The organism is Dysgonomonas termitidis, assembly GCF_054657735.1.
Genome location: NZ_BAAHYD010000003.1, coordinates 417,622 through 440,392 on the forward strand (window position 1 = coordinate 417,622; position 22,771 = coordinate 440,392).

Sequence of the window (22,771 nt, forward strand, 5' to 3'; positions counted from 1 at the left end):
TGTTTACTGTTAACTGATATTTCTGTTACCTTTGTTACTTTTTATATAGTGTTCTTTGTGTAAATCTTTGTGTCCCTTGTGGTAAAGAGTTTTAACCACTAAGTACACGAAGAAAATCACAAAGGGCACAAAGGCTAAAAAACTGTTACGTTTGTTACCTTTTAACGAGTAGTACCCCCGCTGGCGCGGACTTCCAGTCCGTGTCTTGTTGACAGGGCAAAAATGTTTGCTACGCAACACACAGACGGGACGTCTGCGCGAGCGGAGTTGATACAAGTTGTTAACTGTTTACTGCTAACTGTTTACTGTTAACTGATATATCTGTTACCTTTGTTACTTTTTAACAGTTACTAGTTGGTCACTGCTGACTGTTCACCATTAACTGATATATATATGTAGTCTAAAATATTTACTGTCGCATGTCATCCTGACCGTAGGGAAGGATCCCGACCCTAAAAAGAGGCACGAGATGCTTCGTTTCTCAGCATGACAAATACGACAATAAATCTTATCATTTGCTTAATTCATGGCTGCGAACAGTAAATGACTACTTGTCAGTTTTCACACGTTCCTTATCCTGCTTTTTTGACAGAAATATACTTTGGCACGCATTTCGCTTATCTCTAATCAGAAAATATTTAAAATTTAATATATAACAATTTAAAATCTTAAAGAATCATGAGTATTAAACCATTAGCAGACAGAGTGCTTGTAAAACCGGCCGCTGCAGAAGAAAAAAGTGTGGGAGGTATCATTATTCCTGATACTGCAAAAGAAAAACCGCTTAAAGGCGAAGTAATTGCCGTAGGAAATGGAACAAAGGACGAAGATATGGTGGTAAAACCAAAAGACAATGTGCTTTATGGTAAATATGCCGGAACAGAAATAGAACTGGAAGGCGAAGTTTACCTGATCATGCGTCAGTCTGATATTCTTGCAATTATCTAAAAAAGTTACAAGTTACAAGGAAAACAAAAATATTAATTTAACAATAGAGTTATAGACTGCGATTTACAATTTCAATAAAAAGAAACTCGTAACTCGTAATTCGTAACTCGTAACTCAAAAATACAATGGCAAAAGAAATCAAATTTAATATAGATGCTCGCGACGAGCTCAAAAAAGGTGTTGATGCATTGGCTAATGCTGTAAAAGTAACACTTGGGCCTAAAGGCCGTAATGTCATTCTGGATAAGAAATTCGGCGCGCCTCACATTACAAAGGACGGTGTAACTGTTGCTAAAGAAATAGAACTGGAAGAACCATTCCAGAACATGGGAGCACAACTTGTAAAAGAAGTAGCTTCTAAAACAAACGACGATGCCGGTGACGGAACAACTACTGCTACAGTATTGGCACAGTCAATCGTTAGCGTAGGCCTTAAAAACGTTACCGCAGGAGCAAATCCAATGGATTTGAAACGTGGCATCGATAAAGCCGTGGTTAAAGTTGTTGAGAACATCAAAGCGCAATCGGTAACAGTAGGCGATGACCTGCAAAAAATAGAGAACGTAGCTAAAATTTCTGCAAACGGCGATGAAACCATCGGTAAGCTGATTGCTGAAGCTATGGGTAAAGTGAAAAAAGAAGGCGTTATCACAGTTGAAGAAGCAAAAGGTACCGAAACATACGTTGACGTAGTAGAAGGTATGCAATTCGACAGAGGTTATATTTCTCCTTACTTTGTAACTGATACAGAGAAAATGGAAGCTGACCTTGAAAACCCGTATATACTGATCCACGATAAGAAGATTTCTGTATTGAAAGATATCCTTCCAATACTTGAAGCTGCTCTTAAATCGGGCCGTTCACTGCTTATCATTGCTGAAGATATCGATTCAGAGGCTTTGACCACATTAGTAGTAAACCGTCTTCGCGCAGGCTTGAAAATAGCTGCCGTTAAAGCTCCGGGCTTCGGAGACCGCCGCAAGGAAATGCTGGAAGATATCGCTATCCTTACAGGAGGTACAGTGATCACAGAAGAAAGAGGTCTTTCTCTGGAAGCTGCTACTCTCGATATGCTTGGTACTGCTGATAAGATTACTATCAACAAGGACAATACTACTATCGTAAACGGAGCCGGTGCAAAAGAAGCTATCGCCGCACGTGTAGGCCAGATCCGTTCACAGATGGAGAAAACAACATCGGATTACGATAAGGAAAAACTACAGGAACGTCTTGCTAAATTGGCAGGTGGTGTAGCTGTCCTTTATGTTGGCGCTGCTTCTGAAGTGGAAATGAAGGAAAAGAAAGACCGTGTCGACGATGCTCTTTCCGCAACCCGTGCCGCTATCGAAGAAGGTACAGTACCGGGAGGTGGTGTAGCTTACATCCGTGCTATCGATGCTCTTGAAAACATGAAGGGCGAAAATGAAGATGAAACTACAGGTATCGAAATCGTAAAACGCGCTATCGAGGAACCTCTTCGTCAGATTGTAGCTAACAGCGGAAAAGAAGGAGCTGTCGTAGTTCAGAAAATACGTGAAGGTAAAGGAGATTACGGTTACAATGCACGTACGGATGTTTATGAAAATCTGAATGCAGCCGGAGTAATCGATCCTGCCAAAGTGGCTCGTGTCGCTCTTGAAAACGCGGCGTCTATCGCGGGTATGTTCCTTACTACGGAATGCATCATCGCGGATAAGAAAGAAGAAAACCCTGCTCCAATGCCTCCAATGGGCGGTGGAATGGGAGGAATGATGTAATCAATCCAATCTAACATACCATTAAAAGTAAAGCGGACAATTCAAAGAATTGTCCGCTTTCGCTTTTATAAGGTTTACTCTTGCAGGCTTGCGCCAAAGAGGGCACTTCCGGCAGTAGATACGACCTGATCCATATTCTGCTTATACTAATTAATAAGGATTAATTCCGCTAACCGCCGCCTTTCGAATCATAAATACCACTGCATTTAGTTCTAAAGCCGCATTATAAACATAACGGTTGTTGGTACTGCCAGGCCCATAAAGTTTAGATGCAGGCAAGTTGTTCCTGTAAATTGCAGGATATGCACCGGTACTTGTATCACTGGCACTGGCCCCTGTACTATCCCCAAAATATACAAAGTTTTTACTATTATTGTACCATACAATTGATATGACGGGATCTATACCGGGTTTTGACGTGGACTGCGCTGTACAAATTTGTACGGAGTTTGGAGGCAAAGAAGACATTACAATAGAGTAATTAGAAGTATTATCCTCACCCCAATACATTCCCGCAAGATTACCGAATGGCCCGTTTATGATAGGATCAGAAGAATTATTTGCTATTGGATATACATTATCATCCCCTCCTCCTGTTTGATTCTGAGCCGGTGATATTCCAAAAAGACCACTCATCAATGTATTGACAGCAGTGGCTGTATTATCAGAGGAACCATATATTACACAACCTCCCGCATTGATATAATTAAGAAGTGCCGTAGTTAATGCAGATGTCGGATCCGCACCATATGCGAAGTATAAAACAACATCAGGATATTTACCACCATTTATGCCGTTGGTTAGATTAGTTGTAGCGGTGGATGTACTGGTAGTACTCCATAATTGTTTAAAACTTTTTATCCTTACGAGGCCATCAGGGCTAAAGCTGGCGGAACCCGTATTCGATAGAGCATTTGTTCTTGGTGTTGCAGCCCAGGACCAAACTCCGCTGCCTATTATCGCATAGGTCATATCCGGCAATATGATAGGAATCAAGACGGAACATTCCGCAGAACCCAGCGATGTATTTGCTTTTATTACGACCTGAAAGTCTTCATTTATGGTAGGGATTCCGGTACCCAGCAATTCTACGGTTTGTGTTCCTGTAGCGGCAAATGATCCTGAAGCCCTAAAACTGATGCCATTTTTCGTTTCCGTATAAATATTATATGAGCCCGGTTGAGATACATTGATATTCATTCTTATTTTATTCGAAGCTGTTAAAGCCTGGCCCTTGAAAAATTGACCTTGTACCACAGCCGATGAGCAGACCATCGTATAGGCGGCAACCATTTCCTGTACCGTTATTTCCGGCTCACAACCGGAAACCAGACTTATTCCACTGAATGTCAATCTATCCGTTTGTACCAAAGCCGGTGTTCCCTGTGCGGGTACTTTAACTGTTAATGTCCCTGTTTCCAAAGCTACCCCTGTGTAATAAAAACTATAGCCGTTGCCGGACAAGACTGAAATAACGAAAGAACCTTTTTTGGTTACAGTCAGGTCTATTTCCAGATAGTTGTTATTGTTGGCAGGTACTCCTTCTATGTAGGAACCGTTTATCCGGATAGCGGAACAGTTTACAGGCTGGATAATTGCCGCTCCGTCCTGATTCAATTTCACCCATTCATCTATCTGCCACATATATAAGCCTTCATCCATATTGATTGCGTCAGGGTTGACGTTATAAACGACCATCCCCGTCGCTTTCAGCTTCTCTTCGGCTGTGGATTCGTCGGACCATACTCCGGAGCCATCGTCGGAGCCGCCATACAGAGGAGTCAGTTTTGCTGCGTCGTGAAGGAAAACCTTTGGATGCAGGACTCCTTTTGTAGAATTTTCCAGACTGGTGATATCCTGTGTCGGACTAGTGGCATCTCTTTCTTTAAGATCCAATAATGCCCCTTTCTCGGGAGGAGTTCCTGCTCCTATTGTTACTTGGGCATGTGTGGTAATGGTTAAGCTAAATAGTAATACGATCAACAGAAGTATATCTTTTATCTTCCGTTTTATAAAGTTAGTGTTTGTTTTTCTCATTGTTTGTTTAGTTTGTAATTAATAAAGCCTTGTTTATGTGCCTTATATGTTATAATTATATATGAATCCAAAATATCATCAATAATACTTTACAAAGTTAAAGTATAGAGGGGGGTAGTTGTCGATAATAAAATATCGTAAACGACAATTTAAATGTCGTAAATAGCAAAATATTATAATGACCACTCCTGAAAAACAGCTATCGGTAGTACAGGGAATAAATGATGTTGCAACCTGATACATGTTATTTTCGGAACAAAAGTAGAATAATCACTTATGAATATGGGTTATTTTTTGACAATTCACGTCTGTTGTCAAATAGGTATTTGTCAAAATTTATACAAAAATAAAAAGACAGGGAAAAATGTGACAAAATGTATTTCTGTGACATCTTTTTCTTTAAGATCCGGTAAAACTCCGTTCCCGGGAGGACCTTTTGCCCCTATTGTCACCTGGGCGGATAGGTTTGCGTTTCCTGGTAGTATGAGCAGGAAACACACAAATAAAATTGCTAGTTGTATTTTCATAATCTTTTAAATTAATTTCGTTAGAGTTTGTGTACTTATTTTATTACCCGGTGCTTTCACAGGGTAGTAGGTAGTACATGAATCTAAATGAAAGAAATTGTTTCTTAGTAAGTAGTATTTTGCATAATTTTTATCTAAAGATATTTTGTGGTGAAATATAATACAAATAAAATATAAATAAAGCAGTGGATTTCGGAAAAATAATACAATTCGAATAGCCACTAAAATATACGTATTGGCTGATTTATATGTATTTATATAAGTTTAAAAAGGAATTGCATATTGTTTATGTAGTACCTGGGAAAACTAAGAAAAAGCTCAACTTAATAGCATTGGGCAGTACCACGGAAAAGATTATTTGGAAACCTGCGGACTAGACAATATAAATTTTTTGTCATGTATGGGTATTATTACGGGAAAAGAAAAAGCTTTAGTCAAAAGAGAGTTTGACTAAAGCTTTTTTAAGACATAGCAATACCAGAATTATACTAATATCCGTAACTTTTCCCAAAGAGGGGCTTAATAGTATTTATATTATTTAATAAACTTTTCAGTGTCATTTTGTCTGCCATATTCACTTCTCAGGGACAGGCCTGTTAAGGTCACCACTTTGTATTGTTCCTTTTTATATATTCGGAAGGGGTAATTCCTTCTATATTTTTAAATACTTTATTGAAGGTTGCCTGATGCCTGAAACCTGCGGAGGTATATATATGCCTGATAGTATATTTGTTATGATAGTTCATTGCTATCAGTTCTTTTACCAGATTAATTCTATATTTATTCAGAAAAATGCTGAAATTTACCTTTTCTTTTATTATAATAATCTTTGATATATATTTTACGTTACTATTAAGATCTTCTGCTAACTGTACAATCGTGAAATTGGGATTACAATATGGTTTTTTCTCGGAAAAATAATTCAGAATGTTGATGTACAGATTTTCGAATTTAATATTGTCCGTATCCGTTGTTATTTTTTCGTCTCTTATTCTATACTTGCTTAACTGCAATTCTTTTATCAGATTTATCAGATTCAGATAATATAAAAAAAAACAAATGCAACATATACTTATAACAATAGTCAGGATATTTACAAGCATCAGCTGATGATCGGTAGGGCGCTGACAGTATCCCTCAGGGATAAAAGGTACTACGATAAAAACAGAGCATATAAGCGCGAAAGCATAAATACTAAAAAGGATTACTACTTTCCTCTGGAAAAATATCATTGCCGCCACCGGTATAATCAAGAACCATATAAATGCAGTTGTCTGTCCAAAAAGCCAGTAAAACAATGCGTTGGCGTAAAGGAAGAAAGAATGGTAGACTATATAGACCAGTACAAAGTATTTTAATAATCCGTAATTAAACCTATAAGCAAAGAAAATCAGGGGTATATGTACTATCCCATATATTAAAAACAAATTTTTCAAGGGGTTGATATCTTCCTTTATATAAAATACAGTAAAAACGGATAATATCATTACTATAATATATAAATACCAGATGCATACCTTCTTTCTTATTATATCCTGTTCTTGTAATTCGTTGTTCATGCTAGTTTCGATTCCGAGGTAAATATATAAAATACTGAATTAAAATTATAGACTATGTCCTTATTTTTTATACAATAGAGTTTCGCAGTACATGGTAAAGAGGAACCTAAAAAATTCATGATAAATTTATCGAAGACAATAAATGACAAAGCGCAGGCTTCTTTGAATACATTGAATTTTTATATCCGATTTTTTTGTTTTTTGTGGCCGGAATGGCTAATATACGCGTATATGCACACATTATGCGTGCGTGTATTATATGTGTAAAGTATAGATATGAAAATGCCGGACGAATCTTAAAGGATTCGCAAAGTTGGATATTTGGGAAAAAACTTGGATTGGCACTTACACTTGTGTGTGTGTGTGTGCTCTCTCTCTCTCTCTCTCTCTCTCTCTCTCTCTCTCTCTCTCTCTCTCTCTCTCTCTCTCTCTCTCTCTCTAACAAGATATAGCTAACAGCCAAATTTTCAGGAAGAAAAAATGGTGTACAGTGTGTTATATATTGTAAAAAATATGACATTTTTGTCTTTATATCTAGAGAATATTCCATAAAAATACATTCAAAAAGAATATTAAACAAGTTTTTGAACGAAAATGTTAAAAAAATATTATTCGATGTATCAGGCATCTGCTAAGTGGACGATACTCTGTTGCAATTTTATAACCTCCAGAAATCCAGGTATTTCTTTGCCACTGTCACATAGTCATGATTTGTTTCAACAAATTGGCGGCTCTTTCCCGATATTTCCGGAATATCCTTTTTGTTCAATACCAGCCATTCCAGTTTATCGAACACATCGTCTTCGTGCGGATGTACATTTACAATCGGCTGATTGGATGTGTCGCCGTATAAATCATAGATATATGGCTCTCCTCCGCCTACAACAACTTTTCCCTGGGCCATTGCCAATAAGGCGTTCATCGCCGGGGTGTGCGAATATAGCTGGTCGAGTACCACGTGTGCCTGCGACATCAGTTGCTGATATACATCATAGCTGACAGATTCGACCCGCGTAACGATTACTTTATCCGGGTACTTGTCTTTGATTCTGGCCAGTGCCTTCTCCATCACATCGGTACCTTTAAACTTCTCACGTACTTTGTTGATTCCGATAAAGAAGTTTACTTTTTCGGGCTCTTCGGGTATCGGCTGAAATTCTATTTCCGAAATGTTCATCGGCAAGGGGATATATCTCAGCTTATCGGGGAAGAAAGGTTCATATGCTTTGTAATATTCATACAGGCAGGCTGCAATCCCATCCACATCCTTTGCCAGCCTGCGGTTAAATGCTTCGAGCGGCGTGCCTATCCATTTATCTATGAACCGTTGATTGAAATCGACATTGATAGCTTTGCCATCGACAAAAAATTCGGAATAGTCGAATATCTTGTTTCCCAGACAGGCGTTTACCCAATACGAGTCATCGCCGAAAGCACCCATAAAGACTTTCTTGTTGTTCTTTTTCAGTTTCTTATACAGGTAATCGTTGATCCGTACATTCTGGGTAGTGAAGCAGGGGTTTATTAGTTGCACGACATCATATCCTTTAAACTCCCCGAACTTGCTAAGTACAGATAGCATACTGGAAAGAGTATCTGTCACTCCCGAACTCTTCCGGCTCAGGTCCACATCGCGCGGATAGTTTTTAAACCCGTCGCCATCCGAAGCTGTCAGTACCTCATGTCCTAAAGACCGTAATCCTTCAGCCAGAGTGAGATGTGCACGGCTGTATTCGCCTATCAAAAGAATCTTCATATAGTTTGTATTATATTTAGATGCAAAGATAGGGATTTTAGTTATGAGTTATAAATTATAGGTTATGAGTTTTCGGGAGATCTGATAACTAACCGGCGATTACCAGATCTTTCTTTTTGATGATAAACGTGTATTTATCATTGATATACAATACAGGGATGAGTTCATCTTCGCGCCATGCCGGACACCGCCGGTTCATATCCCTGTTGGGAAATGCCCTTATATATAGACCGGAACCGGTTTCATCGTTATGGATAAGCACTGTCTTTTTCCTGAAGGGTTCATTATGATTGTTTAAAATATCATCTGTATATATATCCTTTATTTCGTCTGCAATATAATATTTGTTATGCCTGTGGCTGTCTTTTACAAATGCGGCATAGGTATATCCGTCTTTCCCCCCGATAGGCTTGGCCAGGCAGATCAGGAAAGAATCCGGTTTGTTGATTGCTGTTTTTTGTATATGCTTCTTTATCGCTTTTAGCAATATGGTGCCTACAACAAAGAGTAACAGGTATGGAATAATATACCAGGATACGAGTTTGTCGAGATTAAATAAGTACAGTATGCCGGCTAATCCGACAAAGAGGAGGCATACAGGTGGTACCATGAGTATGTTTTTCCACCATAGGGTGCTATTCAGATAGTTTTTTTTGAAACTATAATCTTTTTCGAGTTTTGCGTAATCATTCGGTTTCATATTGTAATTGCTTTGTTTTCAAATAATAATTAATTCTATACAAAAATAGCCTTAAGTATAGTTCTATCTTGATTTTGCTTCCTTTTTTTGCAGGATTGTTATATTAAATTAATTTCCTTTCACAACTCTTATTTGTTGTATGACAAAGTTAAGTAGTAAAAAGAATATAATGTTGTATATTCTCGTTTGTCATTGGCTCCGCTTCGCTCTGCCGAACGTTGTTTCTGAGTGAAACGAAGAATCTCGTTCCTTATTACACAAGAGATTTTTCACTTCGTTCAAAATGACAAAGGCGACAATAATTATTATTATCATTTACTTAATATGCTTTGCCTGATTTTCTGTTGCTTAATGCTAACCAAATTGAGAAAAATGAAAACATCCGCCCAAAAAAGGCGTTATACTATCAGAAAAGAATTAATTTTATACCCGATTATCAAGAATAATGTATTATCCCTTTAAACAGATATAAGCAGCACGAAGCAATGGATAATAACAATAACCCTACATATAATGCAGATGGACTGACCTATTCCAAGTTTAAGAGACTGGTGAAGGGCCTGACGGCAAACCTTACGGCCGAAGAACTGAAAAAACTTCGCTCGGTGGTGAAGAGGGCCATGTCGGAAAACGTCTATCAAAAGGATGAAAAGATAGGCAGCATAACAGATCTTACTGTAAGTACGAGCATCATACTGATGGAAGAACTGGGACTGAAGAGCGCCTCCATAATAGCGCTGATCCTTTACCGCCCGGTTGTTCATAAAATAATTACAGATGCTGAGGTGAAAAAACTTTTCGGTCAGGATATCGCCGATATCGTTACCGGGCTGATAAAGGTAAACGCGCTGGAGATGAACGAATCGGCGATGGCTTCGGACAATTATATAAAATTGCTGATCTCATTAGCCGAAGATATGCGGGTAATCCTTATCAAGATTGCCAGCCGCCTGCATAAAATAAGATGTGCCGAGAAGTACAGCGAACAGTATCGTTTAAAACTTGCCATAGAAGTTTCGTATCTGTATACTCCTTTGGCTCATAAACTGGGGCTGTATAATATAAAGACCGAACTCGAAGACCTTTACCTGAAATATACCGACCGTGAAGCTTATGATTATATCCTCAGCAAATTGAGTGAGAGTAAGGATGCCCGTGATAAATACATCGCGGAATTTATTCAGCCCATAGATGCCAAACTGAAGGAAACAGGGCTGAAATATGACATAAAAGGACGGGTGAAATCCATTTCGTCCATCAATAATAAGCTGAAGAAGCAGAAGATAGACTTCGAATCTATTTACGACCTCTTTGCTATCCGTATCATCCTTAACTCGGAGATGGAAAAGGAAAAGGCCGAATGCTGGCAGGTTTACTCCATTGTGACGGATATGTACACACCTAATCCGAAACGGCTCAAAGACTGGCTATCCATCCCGAAAAGTAATGGTTACGAATCATTGCACACCACAGTTATGGGGCCCGAATCACGCTGGGTAGAGGTGCAGATCCGGACTAAGAGAATGGATGAAATAGCCGAGCGCGGACTTGCTGCCCACTGGAAATATAAGGGAGTGAAAAGCCAGTCGAAGATGGATGACTGGCTGACCAGCCTCAGGGAAATGCTGGAGAATAAGAACCTGGATTCGGGAGAGAAACTTGAGAATTTCAAATTGGATCTTTACGATGAGGAGATTTATGTATTCACGCCCAAAGGTGATTTGCATAAGCTGCCATATGGGGCTACCATCCTCGATTTTGCCTTTGCCATCCACTCCCGTATAGGTTCTACCTGTGTATCGGGAAAAGTGAATGGAAAGAATGTATCTATCCGCCATAAGCTCAAGAACGGGGACCAGATAGAAATAGTTACTTCTCCCAACCAGTCGCCGAAACAGGACTGGCTGAACTTTGTCACTACCTCCAAAGCGAAGAATAAGATTCGTCAGAGCCTGAAAGAAGAGGCCAACAAACAGGTGGAGATAGCGAAGGAAATGCTCAAACGCCGTGTCAAGAATCGTAAGATAGAAATCAACGAGTCGATAATGATGCGGATGATAAAGAAGCTCGGCTTTAAGACCATTACCGATTTTTATATAAAGATAGCGGAAGAAAGCCTCGATGTGAATTCGGTGATAGATCAGTACGTAGAGCTGGAGAAAAAAGAAACCGAACAGCATGATAAGCATGAGGCGGTCAGCGCGGAGAATTATGTTCCTCAGAATCTGGAAATAGCAAAGGAGACGTTAAGCAAAGAGGAACTTATACTCGACAAAAATCTTACAGGTGTGGATTATAAGCTGGCCAGGTGTTGTAATCCCATTTATGGGGATGATATATTCGGCTTTGTGTCTTCGCAGGGGATAAAAATACACCGCAAGAACTGTCCGAATGCTCACGATATGTTTTCACGTTTCGCATACAGGGTTATCCCTGCCCGATGGTCGGGAAAATCGGGTTCTACTTATACGGTTACACTTCGCGTGATAGGAAACGATGACATCGGTATTATCAATAACCTGACGTCCATAATCTCCAAGGAGTCGGGCATCAGTATGCGTTCTATCAGCATCGATTCCAACGACGGGCTCTTTCATGGAAGTATATCCGTAATGCTGAATAATACGGATATGCTGAATGGCCTGATAAAGAAACTCAAAACAGTGAAAGGGGTAAAAGAAGTGAGCCGGTTGAGTTGAGGTTTTAGGGAGAGAATGATATATATTGTAGGGGCGAATCGAAATTCGTCCCTACTTTTTTGAAAGAACTTTATCTATATAACAAGAGGCTTCAGCCTTTAGCTGTTAGCTTAGAGCTCTTTGAAGTATTGATTAAAGCAGTTACGAGTTACTTCGCCCTTTGGGCAGTTACGAGTTACAAGTAAACAAGATACGAGTAAACAAGATACGAGATACAAGTTGTTAACTGATGACTGTTTACTGTTAACTGAAACAAGTGTTACCTTTGTTACCTTTTAACAGTTACAGGTTATTTACTGCCGACTGTTTACTGATCCAGTAGTAAATCTTTATACAAGTAAGCATTTTTATCCACATGAAAAATATATTTTCCGTCTTCCACCGCTTTTTTCACATTTTCGTCGGATACATTATAGCCCATTATTTCGGAGATGATGAATATACTGTTCGAACTGTTTATCAGTGAAGTGTCAGGGTCTGCATACCGCCTCACAATGGAATCGACAGGAACAGGACTATTGTTGATAGTCACCAGCGGTGTATCGAACAGGTTGTGGTCCATTACCAGGACTCCGTGTCCTCCACCTTCTACCAGTTCGGCATGGTCGGAGAAATAATAAAGGACAGACGAGTTGTTTCGCTTCATTATCTGATAGATAGAACGCAGCAGCCTGTCGGTATGGTGGATTGAACGGTCATATTCTCTGGTTTTGGTCTTGCTGCCGGGCAGTGCTCTTTCATCCACATCATCGTAACGCTCGCCATATGGTACATGGCTGCCATTGAGATGGATGACGAAGAACTGTTTTTTATCCGGACTATATGTTTCTTTCAGATGGTCGAGCAGCGTAAAGTCTTCCCTTATAATGGCTTTTTCGTACATCGACTGAGATGCGTTTGCCGACACGAAGCCGATGTAACTGTCGCTTTCGCCCAGCTTATCCTGGTTGGAGAGCCATATAGTCTCGTATCCCGCCTTATTGGCCATGTCGATGATACTGAAATTCTCGAAGAATGGCTTTATATCGTTTGGTGTGGAGAATGAAAGGATAATACGCAGGGCGTCACGGGTAATGGATGCGGGAGAATAGGCATTGTAGTAATCCAGAACTTTCGGTTGAACTAAAGCCAGGCTATCGAAAAAAGGACTGGTCTTTTCTTTGTAGCCATAAAGCGAATAGTGTGACCGGGAAGCACTTTCTCCTATGATGAAGAATATCTTTTCCGGGCTATCTTTACTTTCGTCGAAAGTGATTCCGGCAGGCATCCGTTTCTCCAGTCTCAGGAACTGTTTCATCTGGTACCTCTCGTGCTGGTACGCGATGAACGTGGAAATATCGATGTAAACAAGCGGAAAGTTGGCTGCGATAACGGCATTGGTCCCGATTACCGGAAATGTCTCTATAAAATTCTCCCATTTCAGGGATTTTACTTTCCAGTAACAGATAGCGGGCATTATTATAATCCAGTAACCGAGTAACAGGATGACGGATATCTTTCGTGGAAATTTGCTTTCTTTCAGTTCCCGCTGCGACATCAGTATAAGGAAAGTGCTTGCAGCCAGACATCCCAAAGCGGCGAATATGGCTTCAGACATTACGCCGAATGCTTCCGAGGCATTTGTCTCCAGTACGGAGGCCATTGTGCCTATCGACATCTGATTGGAATAGACAAAGGCAAAGTAGGCATCGAATGAAACGATGACGGACAGTATGAGTGACAGCCACAGGGTATATCTGGTCTTAGCCAGGATGTTGAGAACAAGGATGAACGATAATGCATTGATTAATGCGGGCTTGCTGACTATGTACAACGCCAGAACGGATATTGTACAGAAGTAAGCAAGACAGAGGATGGTAAACTTATATTTGTAAAGAAAGTTGCCTGCCTGTTTTATATAATCAACGGATTTCGACATTCTTATCTTGAAAGAGTTGTGTTATAATTAATTAAGCCACGAAGATACAAATTTTCTTTGTTAATTATTCAATGTCTCTTTCAATGCTTTAACGGCTGCCTTTATATCTTGGCTTTCTTTCAGCAAAGTAATGAATTTACTGCCGATGATTGCTCCGCTGGCATTTGCCTGTGCTGCATCCAATGTCGCTTTGTTAGAAATGCCGAATCCGATAAGGCGCGGATTGCGCAGGTTCATGGAATTGATACGGCGGAAATAATCCTGCTTCTTGTCGTCAAAACTCTTTTGAGCGCCTGTTGTTGCAGCGGATGATACCATGTAGATAAAACTGTCGGTATGTTCATCTATCAGGCGGATACGTTCTTCCGAAGTTTCAGGTGTGATAAGCATCACTATCTTGATATCGTATTTATCGGCAATGGGTTTAAATTCATTGATATAATCATTGAAAGGGAGGTCGGGAATAATAGCCCCGTCTATACCGGTTTCCTTACATTGTTTACAGAAGTTTTCAAATCCGTATTGCATAATGGGATTCAGGTAGCCCATCATAATAAGGGGAATATTCACCTCTTTGCGGATATCTTTCAACTGGCTGAACAGGATTTTGAGCGTCATGCCATTCTTTAATGCTATCGTTCCGCTATCCTGAATCGTAGGGCCGTCGGCCATAGGGTCGGAAAACGGGATGCCGATTTCGATAAGGTCAATGCCGTTGGCTTCCAGTTCGCGGATAACATCGCGGGTGTCATTCAGGTTGGGAAATCCTGCTGTAAAGTATATGGATAATATATCTTTCTGTTTCTTTTCGAATAGTTGTTTAATCCTGTTCATAGTTCTAATGCTTTTATAAATTGCTGTAATCGTGTTATATCTTTCAGTCCCGGCTCTGTCTCGAATTTGCTGTTGAGGTCGATTCCGTAGAACTTCGGGTGTTGTATTTTCTTTATGCTTTCAGTGTCTCCGATGGAAATACCGCCACTTAGGAAGAAATTGCGTTTGCCTGTATATGCATCCAGTATCTGCCAGTCGAATTTTAGTCCTGAGCCTCCATGTTGAGGCGTCTTTGTATCGAAGAGGAAATAACTGCACGCATCTTCATAGGCTTTTGTCTGGCCGAAGTCGGAGACGTCCGAAACATTGAAAGCCTTAATAACGGGTATCGTTTCATCCAGTTCTTTACAGAAAGCAGCAGATTCGGAGCCATGTAGCTGTACGAGACTGAGATTGTACTTATTCATCTTCTCCATGATAAAATTAAAGTCTGCATCGACGAATACACCTACACGTTGTATATAAGACGGCAATATATTTACATCGTCAAATGTCAGCCCGTCAGCAAACCGTGGCGATTTATCATAGAATATCATTCCCATATAGCTGACCGGAAGTTTGGACAAATCCCTTATATTACCGGGATACTTCATCCCACAGACTTTTATCTTCATGCCAGTTGTTTTATAAAGTCTTCGAGAGCCTTGCCCGGATTGCCGGTTTTCATAAAGTTTTCACCCATGAGGAATCCTTTATATCCTGCCTGCCGGAGCTCAATTACTGTCTGGGGTTGTGAAATACCGCTTTCCGATATTTTTACAAACTCACCGGGGATTTTATCTGCCAGATCGAATGATATTTGCACATCAGTGGCGAATGTGCCGAGGTTACGATTATTTACACCTACTACATCTACTTTGTTATTGATATGGCCTAACTCTTGCTCGCTGTGTATTTCGAGTAATACATCGAGTCCTAACTCCTTAGCTTTTGCCGCCAGTTGTTTCGTTTCCTGTACAGTCAATGCCGAAGCAATGAGAAGTATCGCGCTGGCTTCTGCCAGTCTTGCCTGATAAAGCTGATATTCGTCAATCATAAAATCTTTTCTCAACAGAGGAGTTTGGGTTAACTCTCTTGCTTGTGCCAGATCGGTGAGATTACCTCCGAAGAAGTCCATGTCGGTGAGTACTGATATGGCACTGGCTCCGTTTTTTGAGTAAAGTGGAATAACATCGGAGATTTCAGCATCCTTAAATATCCAGTCACGCGATGGGGAGCGGCGTTTGAATTCGGCTATGATCCCGGTCGGTGAATCTGCCAATGCAGCCTTGAACGAGTTTATGCGGATATCTGTAATCTTTTTCTCCATTTCACTGATAGAAACCAGCGATTTTTGCCTGGCAACCTCTATCTTTTTGTTGGCGATTATCTTATCTAATATGTTGCTCATTTTATATCTGTTTTGCGGAGTTCAATCTTATCATATTTAAGAATCTTAATAGTAGAAGCTAATACAACTATACATATTCCGAACAAGCCTATCAAGGCATAAGAATACCGTAGATTGGTTACACTGGCGATGTATCCTATCAGCGGAGGCCCCATCAGAAATCCGAGGAAGCTGACACTGGAAACTATTGTAAGCGCTATACTTGTTGGTATTCTGGTCTTTTGTCCGGCGATGCTGTATATGGTGGGAACGATTCCGGCGGTTCCGAACCCGATAATCATAAATGCAATAATGGTAGTAATAAAATGAGGAAAAGCTACCGCGGTGAATAAACCCACAGATATAAGGATTCCTCCTGTTTGTATAACCCTTTTTCTTCCCCACTTCTGGGTTGCTTTATCTATCAGGAAACGGCCCGATGCCATGGTTATCATATACGCGGCCAGTCCTATTGGCGCCAGATGATTCGGTGTACCTACCACATCGATGAGGTAGAGCCCGCTCCAGTCAGACATGGCCCCTTCTGCAGCCATCCCGCAAAATGCGACTATGCCTAGCAGGAAAAGGAATGTTTCGGGTTTATTTTTCTTCTTATTTGCTGCCTGCGCCGGGTCTTTTTCTTTTTTCAGGTCTGCTTGCAAGAACGGTCTGTTGATGAGTAATGTAATAAAGACAAGTAGTCCGATAATGGCAAAATGATAGACAGGCAATAGTTTTAACGATGCCATCAGCAACCCGACACTGGCTCCGGTGAGTCCGGCAAAACTCCATCCTCCGTGGAAGGATGCCATAATGGGTTTGTTGTAAGTCGTTTCGAGTGTCACAGCCTGCGTATTGACGGATATATTGCAGAAGTTCCCGAAGAATCCGAAAATAATCAGGCTGATAATCAGTGCATATTCACTGGCTGATAACCCGATGAACAGCAGGGCTGCTACATATCCTACGAGCGCAACAGGCAATATTTTCTTGCTTCCGACTTTCGAAATAAGGAGGCCCGAAATCGTCATACCGCATATTTGCCCTATTGGTATCATCAGTAGAATTGTACCCCATGCTGCATCTCCCAGTCCTAATGTTGTTTTAATGTCGGGAATGCGGCTGGCCCAACTCGAGAAGCATAATCCTGTACAAAAATACAGGAAGAAGATTGCTATCCGTATACGTCCTTTTGATATTGTTTGTATTTTGTTCTCCATTATTTACGAGCGATAAGCTCTATTTTGTTCAACCATTTTTCCCGCTGTTCGGGAGTCGATGTTTTTATTGTTGCCAGATAAGTAGTCCGGATATTTTTTATACCGCAAAATGCGCCGATATCTTTTCTGATCATCTTTCCTCCAATGTCTTTTACAATCCATTTGTAATAGAAGACAGGAGCGTCCATTGTACTGATTATTTCGGAAGTTTTTCCTGTAAACAGCTTTTTGGGAAACGGAGATTTTTCCTGATATTCGAATGTAAATCCCGGGAGGAAAATACGTTCTATAAACCCTTTCAATAGCGCAGGAGGTGACGCCCACCATGTAGGGTAAATCCAGACAATATGTTCTGCCCATTTTAGCTTTTCCCATGCTTCCAGCAAATCAGGCTCTAGCTCTGTCCGCTTACGGTAACCATACATCAGTATAGGGTTAAAGATCATATCCGTAAGGATAATTTCTTTTACTTCATTACCTTCCTCTAAAGCACCCTTTTTGTAGCTTTGGTGCAATCCGAAACAAAAGCTTTCCCTATCGGGATGGCCGTTAATTATCAGTACTTTTTTCATCTTAATAATATGACTGCTTTATTTCTTTATATAAAGAATCGAACTCGGCTAATTCCTCATTGATAAACGCATTTATCATAGCCCTGTACACTTTCTCTGCCACCACAGGGTTTAGTCCGGATTCTTCGGCCAGAGTTCTCACTTTGGATATTACGGAGCTTACCCTGTCAGGAGCAACAACATCCTGCGCCGATTGTTTGAACCGGACATCCTGCGATACAAATTTACTGCGTTTTGCAATCAATCCGATCAGTTCCGCATCTATTTTATCAATGTTCATCCTCACTTCGTTGAGAGAGCAATGCAGGGCTTCATTTTGTGATTTCATACCAAAACTGTTATGTATTTAACGTCAGGAACTTCAAAAACGTTTCCTTTGTTTTTCCACTCTCTAACGATTCACGTGCTTCAGCTATCGCACCTTCGAAAGAAAGCTGTGGATTTATAGTTTGTATTGCTGTTGCCGCATTCGCTATAACAGCATTTGTCTGAGCTTTGGTTGCCGTGTTACCGATAACATTGTCGAAAATCGTTGAAGCATCTTCGGGAGTATTACCTCCATCCAGTTCCAGTTCCAGGCAACGGTCAAATCCGACCTGTTCGGGAGTATAGATTTTCTCTTCAAATTTATTGATTATCTTGAAATCCCCCGTTAGTGAGATCTCATCATATCCGTCTAAACCATGTACGATAGAATAATCGACATCGGTCTGTTGATACATGTAGGAATACAACCGCGCCATTTTCAGGTTGAAAACGCCTAATACTGTTCTTTTGGGCTTTATGGGGTTTACAACAGGTCCCAGCATGTTGAAGAATGTTCGTACTCCCAGTGCTTTGCGAACGGGCGCAACCACTTTCAGGGCATTGTTGAACAATGGGGCATGCATATAAGCGATGTTGGTTTTATCGAGAGACTCTTCCAGCTTGCTGACATCGGCGGTGAATTTCACTCCATGCTGTTCCATCACATTGGATGCGCCACTGACAGATGTAGCCCCATAATTACCGTGCTTGGCCACTTTGTATCCTGCCCCCGCCGTAACGAAACAGGCAAGCGTGGATATATTAAAGGTGTTTTTGTTGTCGCCGCCCGTACCTACAATGTCTATCGGGTTGTATGCGGCCAGTGCGTCTACATTTGCCCGCAAATCCAGCAGTGCATCGGAAAATCCGAGGAATTCGTCTACACTGATGCTCCGCATAAGGAATACACTGATAAACGCGGCAATCTGGGATTCATTGTAGTTGCCTGCTGCCATATTAGTCAGTATTTCCTTTGCCTCGGTGCGGTTGAGGTACTGATGTTCAAAAAGCCTGTTGAGTATCTGTTTCATTTTGCTAGCTTATTTTATACTAATTTTTCCAACATATCCGTTGTTTTGGCAATTTCCTCGTCGCTCAACTCATGGTTAGATAATTCGCCATCGAAATAACGGTCATAAGAAGCCATATCGATAAGTCCATGACCTGACAGATTGAACAGGATTGTTTTTTGCCGGCCTTCTTCTTTTGCCTTCAAGGCTTCCTGAATGGCGGCATAAATGGCATGAGAGGACTCAGGGGCCGGGATTATACCTTCCGATTTAGCGAATAATATGGCGGCCTCGAATGTATCGAGTTGCTTCACATCCACAGCCTCTATGTATCCGTCTTTTTTCAACTGGCTGACGATAGTTCCTGCCCCATGATAACGAAGTCCTCCGGCATGGATATTTGCAGGAGCAAAATTATGGCCTAAAGTGTACATCGGTAAAAGAGGGGTATATCCGACTTCATCCCCAAAGTCGTACTCAAATTTACCACGGGTTAATTTCGGGCATGACGCCGGTTCCGCCGCCACAAGACGAATATCTTTTCCTCCGGTCAGTTTATGACGCAAGAATGGAAAAGTAATTCCGGAGAAGTTCGATCCACCTCCAAAACAGCCGATTACTACATCCGGATATTCTCCCGCCATTTCCATTTGCTTTTCTGCCTCCAGGCCGATGATGGTCTGGTGAAGCGATACATGATTCAATACACTGCCTAAGGTATATCTGCAGTTCGGAGTATTTAAAGCCAATTCCACCGCTTCGGAAATTGCAGTACCAAGACTACCCTGATAATTAGGATTTTCTGTAATAATCTTACGTCCGGCTTTGGTACTCATACTTGGCGATGCTATAACCTCCGCGCCATATGTCTGCATGATTGAACGACGGTAAGGCTTTTGGTGATAGCTTATCTTTACCATATAAACTGCCAGATCCAGGCCAAAGTGATTTGCCGCATATGATAAGGCGGCACCCCATTGTCCTGCGCCGGTTTCGGTTGTGATATTTGTTATTCCCTGCTCTTTACAGTAATATGCCTGTGCTATTGCCGAGTTCAGTTTGTGTGAACCTACAGGACTGACACTTTCATTCTTAAAATAGATATGCGCAGGAGTATCCAATGCCTTTTCCAAACCATAGGCGCGTACCAACGGGGTCGGACGGTAATTCTTATATAATTCCCTTATTGGTTCCGGGATTTCTATCCAGCGGTCGGTATCGTTTAATTCCTGCCTGGCAAGTTCTGTCGCGAATATTGGTTCTAAGTCACTTACTTCTAACGGTTTTTTTGTTCCCGGGTGAAGAGGTGGAAGCGGCTTGTTTTTCATATCCGCTACAATATTATACCAGCTCCTTGGAATGTCGTTTTCGCTTAATAAGATTTTCTTGTTCATGATTTTGTTAGTTAACGAGTTGGCGAGTAAACAAGTAGACAAGTTTAAACTCATATCTTGTATCTTGTTTACTTGTATCTATAAATTAGTTATTTAAAAAATTTCTTACTATCGTTTCACCGGTTGGTGTCAGTACCGATTCGGGGTGGAATTGGACTCCATGTATATCATATTCTTTATGACGGAGCGCCATTATCTGTCCGTTATCGTCTACCGCGGTAACTTCGATGCTTTCCGGTAAATCATTATTATCCACTATCCATGAATGATAACGCCCCACTTCCAGGGTTTTATCTAACCCGTTGAACAGGTAATCGGGCCTTATAACTTCTATTCTGGTGGCCACACCATGATACACATCTTCCAGATTAGTCAGTTTCGCACCAAAGGCTTCTCCTATTGCCTGATGTCCCAGACATACTCCCAGAATCGGTTTTTTACCTGCATATTCTTTAATCAGAGGCAGAAGCAATCCGGCTTCGGACGGGATACCCGGTCCCGGAGAAAGGATTATCTTGTCATACTTTGCAATATCTTCCAAAGCAATTTTATCGTTTCTGTGTACATCCACATCAGTAAATCCCAGTTCTTTAACCAAATGAACGAGATTGTATGTGAATGAGTCGTAATTGTCGAAGATCAATATTTTCATATTTTAAAGCTTTTAGCTATTAGCCGTTAGCTGATAGCTTTATTACCATAATCATTATTTATTCCTTGTAGCTAATAGCTAACGGCTATCAGCTAATGGCTACATTAATTTTTTAATTCTACTGCTGCTTTTACAGCTTTTGCTAATGCTCCCAGTTTATTTTTTACTTCCATAACTTCTGTTTCAGGATTCGATTTGGAAACGATTCCCCCGCCTGCCTGATAATAAAGCGTATTGTTCCGGCTGAGGAAAGTACGGATAGTGATGGCCTGATTGAGATCGCCGTTGAATCCGATATACCCGATACAGCCACCATAGACTCCGCGCATTTGCTTTTCTATGTCGCGTATCAGTTGCATGGCTCTTACCTTAGGCGCACCGGATAGTGTTCCTGCGGGAAAAGTGTCTGCAAAAACAGAAATGTTATTCCTGCTCTCGTCTACTATACCGCTTACACGCGAAACCAGATGGATGACATGCGAGTAGAACTGCACATTCTTATAGAAATCCACTTTCACATCGTGGCAATTGCGGCTGAGGTCGTTGCGGGCAAGATCGACAAGCATGACGTGTTCGGCATTTTCCTTTTCGTCTTTGAGTAAATTCTCGGACAGGATGCGGTCTTTCTCATCGTCTCCCGTACGGAAATAAGTACCGGCAATAGGGTCTATATAGGCTTTGCCTTTTGTGATTTTGCAGTGGGTTTCGGGTGAAGAGCCGAAGATGCGGAAAGAACCGAAATCGAAGTAAAATAAATATGGGGAAGGATTGATGGAACGCAAGGAACGGTATACTTTGAAATCGTCACCCGCAAACTTCTGCGTAAAGCACCGTGAAAGGACAATCTGAAACACATCCCCCCGTTTGCAATGGGCAATTCCTTTTCGTATCATTCCCTGATGCTCTTCGTCAGTAATCATCGATTGCTCGCTGCCGATAGCTTCGAAGTTGTAGGACGCGATGTTGTTGTTCATCACAATAGCTTCCAGTTCCTGCATTTTTTCTTCTGTGCCGTCGACTATATTCTCTACTATGGTCAGCTCATTTTTCAGATGATTGATGACGAGGATAAAGCGGTACAGGATATAATAGAACTCCGGAATATCGGCATTGTTCAGTTTTTTATTAACTGGGTCTACCGCTTCGAAATAACGGATAGCATCGTATGAAGTGTATCCGAAGAATCCGTTTATGTTTGTCTTGTTTTCGCCCTGTACATCGAACTGTCCTATAAAATCATGGAATTTATCTGTTAGTTTCTCGCCCTCTGACAATATTTCCTGTTTGGCTGTATTATCAGGATAGGTATAGGTTATTTCATTATTGTCTACCTTGAAACGGGCTATCGGACTTATCCCGATAAATGAATAACTGTTTTCGCCACCATGATAATCGGAACTTTCCAATAGAGCCGATTCGGGATATATATCTCTAACTTTCAGGTATATGCCTACGGGCGTTTGTAGATCGGCGAGGAGATTTTTGGTTTTGACTTGTATGTTGTATTCCATGT

General features: G+C 40.9%; 19 protein-coding genes. 3 read left to right on the forward strand and 16 right to left on the reverse strand.

What is annotated here, in order from left to right; all coding sequences use genetic code 11:
• The first annotated feature begins 678 nt into the window (after window positions 1-678).
• On the forward strand, window positions 679-948 hold the full coding sequence (locus ACYQ3L_RS22970; RefSeq protein WP_291112430.1) for a co-chaperone GroES: 270 nt from the start codon (window positions 679-681) through the stop codon (window positions 946-948).
• Window positions 949-1,073: 125 nt separating this feature from the next.
• Window positions 1,074-2,705 (forward strand): chaperonin GroEL, encoded by a 1,632-nt coding sequence (groL, locus tag ACYQ3L_RS22975; RefSeq protein WP_006801181.1) that lies wholly within the window; start codon window positions 1,074-1,076, stop codon window positions 2,703-2,705.
• A 150-nt stretch (window positions 2,706-2,855) separates the two neighbouring features.
• On the opposite strand, the gene ACYQ3L_RS22980 is transcribed toward groL, so the two are convergent.
• The 5 genes from ACYQ3L_RS22980 to ACYQ3L_RS23000 all read right to left on the reverse strand — a co-directional run bounded on the left by ACYQ3L_RS22980 (window position 2,856) and on the right by ACYQ3L_RS23000 (window position 9,284).
• Window positions 2,856-4,742, reverse strand: a complete 1,887-nt coding sequence (locus ACYQ3L_RS22980; protein ID WP_379993572.1) for a hypothetical protein — start codon at window positions 4,740-4,742, stop codon at window positions 2,856-2,858.
• Between the two features lie 1,129 nt (window positions 4,743-5,871).
• Complete coding sequence (locus ACYQ3L_RS22985; protein WP_379993571.1) at window positions 5,872-6,828, reverse strand: helix-turn-helix domain-containing protein; 957 nt, start codon at window positions 6,826-6,828, stop codon at window positions 5,872-5,874.
• Window positions 6,829-6,943: 115 nt separating this feature from the next.
• Entirely contained in the window at window positions 6,944-7,378 is a 435-nt protein-coding gene (locus ACYQ3L_RS22990) for a hypothetical protein (protein WP_459952486.1), read from the reverse strand.
• Between the two features lie 108 nt (window positions 7,379-7,486).
• The gene (locus tag ACYQ3L_RS22995; protein ID WP_379993569.1) at window positions 7,487-8,584 is read right to left on the reverse strand and encodes a glycosyltransferase family protein; all 1,098 of its coding nucleotides are present in this window, start codon (window positions 8,582-8,584) and stop codon (window positions 7,487-7,489) included.
• An 88-nt stretch (window positions 8,585-8,672) separates the two neighbouring features.
• Window positions 8,673-9,284: a hypothetical protein gene (locus ACYQ3L_RS23000; RefSeq protein ID WP_379993568.1), complete on the reverse strand. Its 612-nt coding sequence runs from the start codon at window positions 9,282-9,284 to the stop codon at window positions 8,673-8,675.
• Window positions 9,285-9,769: 485 nt separating this feature from the next.
• On the opposite strand from ACYQ3L_RS23000, the gene ACYQ3L_RS23005 reads away from it, so the two are divergent.
• A complete protein-coding gene (locus ACYQ3L_RS23005) occupies window positions 9,770-11,983 on the forward strand; it encodes a RelA/SpoT family protein (protein ID WP_379993567.1) in 2,214 nt (737 codons plus the stop codon).
• A gap of 307 nt (window positions 11,984-12,290) precedes the next feature.
• Here ACYQ3L_RS23005 and ACYQ3L_RS23010 read toward each other — a convergent pair whose 3' ends face one another.
• The 11 genes from ACYQ3L_RS23010 to ACYQ3L_RS23060 form a co-directional block, all read right to left on the reverse strand.
• Complete coding sequence (locus ACYQ3L_RS23010) at window positions 12,291-13,901, reverse strand: phosphoethanolamine transferase family protein (RefSeq protein WP_379993566.1); 1,611 nt, start codon at window positions 13,899-13,901, stop codon at window positions 12,291-12,293.
• Between the two features lie 60 nt (window positions 13,902-13,961).
• The gene (gene trpA, locus ACYQ3L_RS23015) at window positions 13,962-14,735 is read right to left on the reverse strand and encodes a tryptophan synthase subunit alpha (RefSeq protein ID WP_379993565.1); all 774 of its coding nucleotides are present in this window, start codon (window positions 14,733-14,735) and stop codon (window positions 13,962-13,964) included.
• Window positions 14,732-15,349 (reverse strand): phosphoribosylanthranilate isomerase, encoded by a 618-nt coding sequence (locus ACYQ3L_RS23020; protein WP_379993564.1) that lies wholly within the window; start codon window positions 15,347-15,349, stop codon window positions 14,732-14,734. The genes trpA and ACYQ3L_RS23020 overlap by 4 nt, the downstream gene beginning before the upstream one ends.
• Window positions 15,346-16,125: an indole-3-glycerol phosphate synthase TrpC gene (gene trpC / locus ACYQ3L_RS23025; protein WP_379993563.1), complete on the reverse strand. Its 780-nt coding sequence runs from the start codon at window positions 16,123-16,125 to the stop codon at window positions 15,346-15,348. The genes ACYQ3L_RS23020 and trpC overlap by 4 nt, the downstream gene beginning before the upstream one ends.
• The gene (locus ACYQ3L_RS23030; protein ID WP_379993562.1) at window positions 16,122-17,324 is read right to left on the reverse strand and encodes an MFS transporter; all 1,203 of its coding nucleotides are present in this window, start codon (window positions 17,322-17,324) and stop codon (window positions 16,122-16,124) included. The genes trpC and ACYQ3L_RS23030 overlap by 4 nt, the downstream gene beginning before the upstream one ends.
• Window positions 17,324-17,896: an NAD(P)H-dependent oxidoreductase gene (locus ACYQ3L_RS23035; protein ID WP_379993561.1), complete on the reverse strand. Its 573-nt coding sequence runs from the start codon at window positions 17,894-17,896 to the stop codon at window positions 17,324-17,326. Before ACYQ3L_RS23035 ends, ACYQ3L_RS23030 begins: the two co-directional genes overlap by 1 nt.
• A 1-nt stretch (window position 17,897) precedes the next feature.
• Window positions 17,898-18,224, reverse strand: coding sequence for a chorismate mutase (locus tag ACYQ3L_RS23040; RefSeq protein WP_379993560.1), 327 nt, complete (start codon window positions 18,222-18,224; stop codon window positions 17,898-17,900).
• A gap of 10 nt (window positions 18,225-18,234) precedes the next feature.
• Window positions 18,235-19,233, reverse strand: coding sequence for an anthranilate phosphoribosyltransferase (gene trpD, locus ACYQ3L_RS23045; protein ID WP_379993559.1), 999 nt, complete (start codon window positions 19,231-19,233; stop codon window positions 18,235-18,237).
• A gap of 14 nt (window positions 19,234-19,247) precedes the next feature.
• Window positions 19,248-20,609 carry a TrpB-like pyridoxal phosphate-dependent enzyme gene (locus ACYQ3L_RS23050; protein ID WP_379993595.1) on the reverse strand — a complete coding sequence of 454 codons (1,362 nt, stop codon included), beginning with the start codon at window positions 20,607-20,609 and terminating at the stop codon, window positions 19,248-19,250.
• A gap of 82 nt (window positions 20,610-20,691) precedes the next feature.
• On the reverse strand, window positions 20,692-21,258 hold the full coding sequence (locus tag ACYQ3L_RS23055; protein WP_379993558.1) for an anthranilate synthase component II: 567 nt from the start codon (window positions 21,256-21,258) through the stop codon (window positions 20,692-20,694).
• 104 nt (window positions 21,259-21,362) lie between these two features.
• Entirely contained in the window at window positions 21,363-22,769 is a 1,407-nt protein-coding gene (locus ACYQ3L_RS23060; protein WP_379993557.1) for an anthranilate synthase component I family protein, read from the reverse strand.
• Between the last annotated feature and the right edge of the window lie 2 nt (window positions 22,770-22,771).